This is a genomic window from Alkalibaculum bacchi (genome assembly GCF_937875145.1).
Taxonomy (GTDB): Bacteria; Bacillota; Clostridia; order Eubacteriales; family Alkalibacteraceae; genus Alkalibaculum; species Alkalibaculum bacchi_A.
Genome location: NZ_CALNCS010000097.1, coordinates 1 through 6,068 on the forward strand (window position 1 = coordinate 1; position 6,068 = coordinate 6,068).

Annotated in this window: 8 protein-coding genes; 7 read left to right on the plus strand and 1 reads right to left on the minus strand. The window is 35.2% G+C overall.

Translation table 11 applies throughout. The features are described from left to right. From Q7P22_RS06260 to Q7P22_RS06290, 7 genes are all read left to right on the plus strand, one after another. Nucleotides 1-278: SbcC/MukB-like Walker B domain-containing protein (locus tag Q7P22_RS06260; RefSeq protein WP_303862041.1), on the plus strand; the 278-nt coding region annotated here is incomplete at its 5' end. A gap of 117 nt (nucleotides 279-395) precedes the next feature. Further along, a complete protein-coding gene (locus Q7P22_RS06265; protein WP_303862043.1) occupies nucleotides 396-1,163 on the plus strand; it encodes a phosphopantothenoylcysteine decarboxylase in 768 nt (255 codons plus the stop codon). After that, nucleotides 1,160-1,702 (plus strand): flavoprotein, encoded by a 543-nt coding sequence (locus Q7P22_RS06270; RefSeq protein WP_369695501.1) that lies wholly within the window; start codon nucleotides 1,160-1,162, stop codon nucleotides 1,700-1,702. The genes Q7P22_RS06265 and Q7P22_RS06270 overlap by 4 nt, the downstream gene beginning before the upstream one ends. Before the next feature lie 17 nt (nucleotides 1,703-1,719). Next, complete coding sequence (locus tag Q7P22_RS06275) at nucleotides 1,720-2,625, plus strand: YegS/Rv2252/BmrU family lipid kinase (protein ID WP_303862046.1); 906 nt, start codon at nucleotides 1,720-1,722, stop codon at nucleotides 2,623-2,625. A gap of 214 nt (nucleotides 2,626-2,839) precedes the next feature. Then, the gene (locus tag Q7P22_RS06280) at nucleotides 2,840-3,850 is read left to right on the plus strand and encodes a methionine ABC transporter ATP-binding protein (RefSeq protein WP_303862049.1); all 1,011 of its coding nucleotides are present in this window, start codon (nucleotides 2,840-2,842) and stop codon (nucleotides 3,848-3,850) included. Next, nucleotides 3,843-4,502, plus strand: a complete 660-nt coding sequence (locus Q7P22_RS06285) for a methionine ABC transporter permease (RefSeq protein ID WP_303862051.1) — start codon at nucleotides 3,843-3,845, stop codon at nucleotides 4,500-4,502. The genes Q7P22_RS06280 and Q7P22_RS06285 overlap by 8 nt, the downstream gene beginning before the upstream one ends. Before the next feature lie 22 nt (nucleotides 4,503-4,524). Next, nucleotides 4,525-5,331, plus strand: coding sequence for a MetQ/NlpA family ABC transporter substrate-binding protein (locus Q7P22_RS06290; protein ID WP_303862053.1), 807 nt, complete (start codon nucleotides 4,525-4,527; stop codon nucleotides 5,329-5,331). Between the two features lie 119 nt (nucleotides 5,332-5,450). Here Q7P22_RS06290 and Q7P22_RS06295 read toward each other — a convergent pair. After that, on the minus strand, nucleotides 5,451-6,068 hold a 618-nt coding region (locus Q7P22_RS06295), incomplete at its 5' end, for an HAD family hydrolase (protein WP_303862056.1).

Sequence of the window (6,068 nt, forward strand, 5' to 3'; positions counted from 1 at the left end):
TAGCATCTCTTGCATTAGCATTGTCCTTATCTGCCCAAATACAACTTAAGGGCACTGCCCCCCTTGAATTCTTCTTTTTGGATGAGGGCTTTGGCACCCTTGACGATGAGGTTTTAGAAGTAGTAATGGATTGCTTAGAGAGAATCCACCACGAAAAATTGTCTATTGGCATTATTAGCCATGTAGAGTCTATTAAAAATCGGGTTCCCGTAAAACTATTGATTGAGCCTGCAAAAGCTGGTTTAGGTGGAAGTAAAGTAATAATCGAATATAGTTAATGAATAATGATAGATGGATAGGAATGAGGGCTTTGGGCATACCTCATCTATCCATTTAAAAATATCTATGTTAAAATGAAGTAATTACAAAGGATAAAGAAATAGAGGGATATACTTATGAAACATATTGTCATAACGGCAGGGGGTACTGTTGAAAAAATTGATGAAGTGCGCCAAATCACCAACACTAGTACGGGCAAATTAGCTCGTTTAATTTGTAAAGAGGTCTTAGACTATCTTGGGGATGAAGATTTTACCGTTCATTATATAATGTCTAAGAGGGCTGTAAAACCTGAGGTTGTACAGAGTAAGGTGATGATCTATCCTGTAAGTGATACACAAAGTGTAATAGATGCAATCGACAAAGTGTATTCACAATATAAGGTAGATTATTTTGTTCACTCAATGGCTGTTTCTGATTTTACAACAAATTATACAGCGCCAGTGAAGCTTTTAGCAAAAGAGATATTTAGTTTAATAGAGAGCTGTCCTATAGAAAATGTAGAAAAAAGAATACAAGAGATTTTAACCAGTCCTCACAGCGCGTCACTAAAAGGGTCAAAAATCTCCTCTAAAGAAGATATTGTACTAGGTTTAAGAAGAACGCCTAAGGTTATATCTCATATTAAAAGTAGAGACCCAGAGACTTTTTTAGTAGGGTTTAAATTGCTAAACGGCGTATCAGAAGAGCGATTAATAGAAGTGGCAGATAAACTGGCAATAGACAATCACTGTGATCTGGTTTTAGCGAATGATATGTGTAATATTGATAGTCAGAAACATGAAGCCATACTACTAAAAGATGGATGTATTGTGGAGCGATTTAATACAAAAGATGAAATTGCAAAGGGAATTGTAATGAGAATGTTAGGAGAGAATAAATGAGTAAATGTATTACGGTAGGTGTAACTGGAGGAATCGCAGCATACAAAGCGGCAGAGATCGTCAATAATTTAGTAAAAAAGGGGTTTGAAGTCCATGTAATTATGACGAGAAATGCGACGGAATTTGTGCAACCACTAACTTTTCAAACCTTATCTCATAATAAAGTGGTTGTAGATATGTTTGATAAAATAGACAAATGGGATACAGAGCATATCTCACTTGCAAAAAAGACGGATTTATTTATTATTGTACCCGCTACGGCTAATTTTATCGGGAAACTAGCTAACGGAATAGCTGATGATATGCTACAAACCACCTTAATGGCTACAAAAGCCAAGGTCATGATTGCCCCAGCTATGAATACTGGCATGTGGGAAAATCCAATTCTCCAAGATAATCTTAAGAAGTTACAAAGATATGGTTATACTATACTAGACACCGATAGTGGCCGACTAGCTTGTGGAGATGTGGGCAGTGGAAAATTGTTAGATTGGCACATTATTGTAGATAAGGTAGTAGAGCAGATAAATTGTGAATAATAAGGAGAGTTAAATTTATGGATAAAAGATTCGTCTTTTTACTATATAATCCTGTTGCTGGGAATAAAAGTTTTCCTAATCACCTAGATTATTTTATTGAGGTATTTCAAAATAAAGGTTATGAGGTACATTTATTCCGAACAAGTTGTGTGGAGGACTTTTCTAATGTCTTTGAAAATAGGGACGTGTCTATATATGAGGCTATATTTATTGCAGGCGGAGACGGATCTGTAAATGCTCTCGTCAATAGTATGATTAAGCTTAATATCGATATATCCTTAGGTATTATTCCAGCAGGTACTATGAATGATATTTGTTATAATATTGGTATGTCTATGGATATAAGACAAGCTATAGAATCCTTGTCTGTATTACAGACAGAGTACGTGGATGTAGGACTTGTAAACAATCAGTGCTTCTTAAATGTATGTGGTGGTGGTCTATTTATGGAAATCTCTCAAAATACAGATCGCCAACTGAAAAATGTAATGGGGAGAGTCGCCTATTATATTACTGGCATTCAGCAATTACCAAATTTTAAGAAACTAAAGCTAAGGATTTCTACAGAGGAACAAGTTATAGAGGATGAGTTTTACTTTTTCATTGTTATGAACGGAAGGGGCGCTGGAGGCTTTCACAAATTGGCTCCAGAAGCTATGATGAACGATGGGAAACTAGACTTGATTGCTATAAAAGTATGTCCTCTAAACGAACTCTCTGTGGTATTTGCAAAAATCTTAAGAGGAACTCATTTATCCTACAAAAATATAATTCATATACAAAGTAATTGTTTTCTCATTGAAAATATAGAGGAAGATTACAATGTAACCACGGATATAGACGGAGAAGAAGGCCCTAGTATGCCTCTAGACCTTAGGATTTTTCCAAGAAAGCTTAAAATGATTTTACCACCGAAAGACTAGCGAATAAAGATTACAATCCCACTTCAAGATTTGCCAGAAGTGGGAGACTTGTTTTTCTATCCGATTATTCAAAGTAAACATATAAGATTAATAAAATCAAACATTTACAAGAATTCAGTAATGGTATATAATACTTTCATGTTATAATGAATTTTAAACAATATTTTAATTTGAGTTTATAATAAGTGATAGAAAATGATTATAGGAGTTTGCAATGAAAGAAAAAATCATAGAGATAAAAGAGTTGACAAAATCCTTTTATACAAAGGATGGAGAAGTAAAGGCATTAGATCACATTGATTTAACAATACATAAAGGCGATATTTTTGGAATCATTGGTATGAGTGGCGCAGGTAAGAGTACCTTAGTCCGCTGTATGAATTTTTTAGAAGTTCCTACATCAGGTACGGTCATTGTAGACGGACAAGATCTATCTGCTTTAAGCAAAAAAGGATTAAGAGAACTAAGACATTCTATGGGAATGATTTTTCAGCAGTTTAATCTATTAATGCAAAAGACAGTTATGGAAAATGTATGTTTCCCACTAGAGATTGCAGGGGTCAACAAAGCAGAAGCACAAGAAAAAGCAAGAGAACTCCTAGCGATAGTAGGATTAGAGAATAAGGAGAAGGCATATCCTTCCCAATTAAGTGGTGGTCAAAAGCAAAGAGTTGCCATTGCCAGAGCTCTAGCCACAGATCCTAAAGTATTACTATGTGACGAAGCAACCTCAGCACTAGATCCTACTACAACTCGTTCGATTTTAGCCCTATTAAAAGACATTAATAAAAGACTTAATATTACGATTGTCATCATCACTCATGAGATGAGTGTTATAGAAGGTATCTGTTCTCATGTTGCCATAATTGATCAGAGTAAGATAGCAGAATCTGGACGAGTTCAAGAAATATTTACTCATCCTACAACTCTTGCCGCTCAGAAATTAGTCTATCCAGACGGACAAAAAACTAGCGAAAATATAGGAAAGAGGTCCTTACGTATTGTATTTGACGGTAGTTCTTCTTATGATCCAGTAGTGTCCGAGATGATTTTAGCCTGTAAAGCACCAGTCAATATTCTCTATGCAGATATGAAAGACATCGAAGGAACAGCTATTGGACAGATGGTCATACAATTGCCTTCTGATGAAAACTTAGCTGAAAAAATTATTCATTATCTAAAGAGCAGAAATCTTACAGTAGAAGAGGTGAATTATCGTGCTTGATAGTGCAACCATATCCATGTTTGCCGTAGGCTTATTAGAGTCTTTGTATATGACATTAGTCAGTACATTTATTGCCTATTTAATAGGATTACCAATGGGTATCTTAGCTGTTGTAACGGAAAAAGATAATATTTTGCCAATAAAGTCGTTAAATAGCATTTTAAATACCATTATAAATATTACTCGTTCTATACCTTTTTTAATTTTAATGATTGCCATTATACCTTTGACTAAGAAGATAGTTGGTACACCTATTGGTTCTACTGCAACTATTGTACCTCTAGTAGTTTCAGCAGCTCCTTTTATTGCTAGAATGGTAGAATCTTCTATTAAGGAAGTAGATAAAGGTGTTATTGAGGCAGCTTTATCCATGGGAGCATCACCCTTTCAGATTATATATAAGGTAATGCTACCCGAGGCAAAACCTTCTTTAATCGTTGGCGTGGCCATAGTTACTACAACGATTTTAGGTTATTCAGCTATGGCAGGAGCTGTAGGTGGAGGTGGTTTAGGAGCCATTGCTATTAATTATGGATATCATAGATATGAGTACTTTATTATGTTTATAACCATTATATTGTTAATCATTTTAGTACAAATTTTTCAAGAAATTGGCATGAGAATTGCCGATAAACAAGATAGAAGAAAATAAAAAATATAAGGGGGAATCATTTATGAAAAAAATTATGGCTTTATTAACAGTTGCAGTTTTATCCATCTTTGTATTTGCAGGTTGTGGCGCGTCTGACGACAAGACTATAACAATTGGTGCAAGTCCATCTCCTCATGCAGAAATTTTAGGCGTGGCAAAAGAAGTATTAGCAGAGGAAGGTTATACTTTAGACATTAAGGAATTTACGGATTATGTTGTCCCAAATACGGCTTTAGACTCTGGAGACATTGATGCGAATTTCTTTCAACACAAACCTTATTTAGATGATTTTAATGCACAAAAAGGTACAAAGTTAGCATCTATTGCATTTATTCACTATGAACCACTAGGTTTATATCCAGGAAAAACAGCAAGCCTTGATAAATTAGCAGATGGTGCTACTATAGCTGTTCCCAATGATACGACAAATGAGGCAAGAGCATTGTTGTTATTAGAATCAGCTGGACTGATAAAGGTAGACCCAAATGCAGGTTTACAAGCTACAATAAGAGATATTACACATAATCCTAAAAAGCTAGTGATTAAAGAAATAGAGGCAGCTCAAGTTGCTAGAATGTTAGAAGACGTAGATATGGCAGTAGTCAATGGAAATTACGCCCTACTAGCTGAATTAGACGTTGAAAATGACGCATTAGTAAAAGAAGAAAAAGACTCTTTAGCTGCTACTACTTATGCAAATATTGTAGCTGTTCACCAAGGAGACGAGGAAAGAGAAGATCTAAAAGCTCTAGTAAAAGCACTACAATCAGACAAAGTAAAAGAGTTTATCCAAGAGAAATATGAGGGTTCTGTTGTACCAATGTTTTAATAAAGGTAGTCGGCAAAAATTATGCTATCTTAATATCATCCTAGCTACTATCGCAGTCACACAAGAGCGTTAGCGAAGAATCTTAGCAATAATTATAGAAAAAGCTTAGATACATGTATCTAAGCTTTTTCTATGTAGTTTATGATATCTTCTGCATGATCTACTACGATTTCAGGGTTTAGTGTTAGTAGGTAGTCTTTGTCTCGAAAGCCCCATGCAACCACAATGCACTTCATACCTGCATTTTTAGCTGTTTTTATATCTACTTCAGAATCCCCTATGTAAATACACTCTTCTAGTTTAGCTCCTATCATCTCGGCCAGGGCAAGAGCTCCACTTGGGTCGGGTTTTCTCTTATATTCGTCATGAGAGCCAATGACTTTGATGAAATTCCACTTGCTTAGGTATTCATCTACGATAAAATCTGTTACGTCCTGATTTTTATTGGTGTTAATTGCTAAGGGGATACCTAAATCTGTGATTTCATCTAGTATAGTAGAGATACCTGGGTAAAGATTCATGCCTGTTGCATAGTGTTTGCCATAGACCTTATTCATCATTTTATAATACTTTTCTACTGATTCTGAATCCTTATATTCCTCGGGAAGGGCTCTGTATACTAAATGTTTAATGCCATTACCTACAAATTCCTTGTATTTCAAAGTAGGGTATGTTTCAAAATCATTATCTTTTAGAACCTGATTCATAGAAAAGGCAAGCCCCTCTAATGAATCTAC

Excerpts from the sequence above, each read along its gene's own strand:
- Q7P22_RS06265 (WP_303862043.1), top strand. The coding sequence starts at position 396 with ATGAAACATATTGTCATAACGGCAGGGGGTACTGTTGAAAAAATTGAT.
- Q7P22_RS06270 (WP_369695501.1), top strand. The coding sequence starts at position 1,160 with ATGAGTAAATGTATTACGGTAGGTGTAACTGGAGGAATCGCAGCATAC.
- Q7P22_RS06275 (WP_303862046.1), top strand. The coding sequence starts at position 1,720 with ATGGATAAAAGATTCGTCTTTTTACTATATAATCCTGTTGCTGGGAAT.
- Q7P22_RS06280 (WP_303862049.1), top strand. The coding sequence starts at position 2,840 with ATGAAAGAAAAAATCATAGAGATAAAAGAGTTGACAAAATCCTTTTAT.
- Q7P22_RS06290 (WP_303862053.1), top strand. The coding sequence starts at position 4,525 with ATGAAAAAAATTATGGCTTTATTAACAGTTGCAGTTTTATCCATCTTT.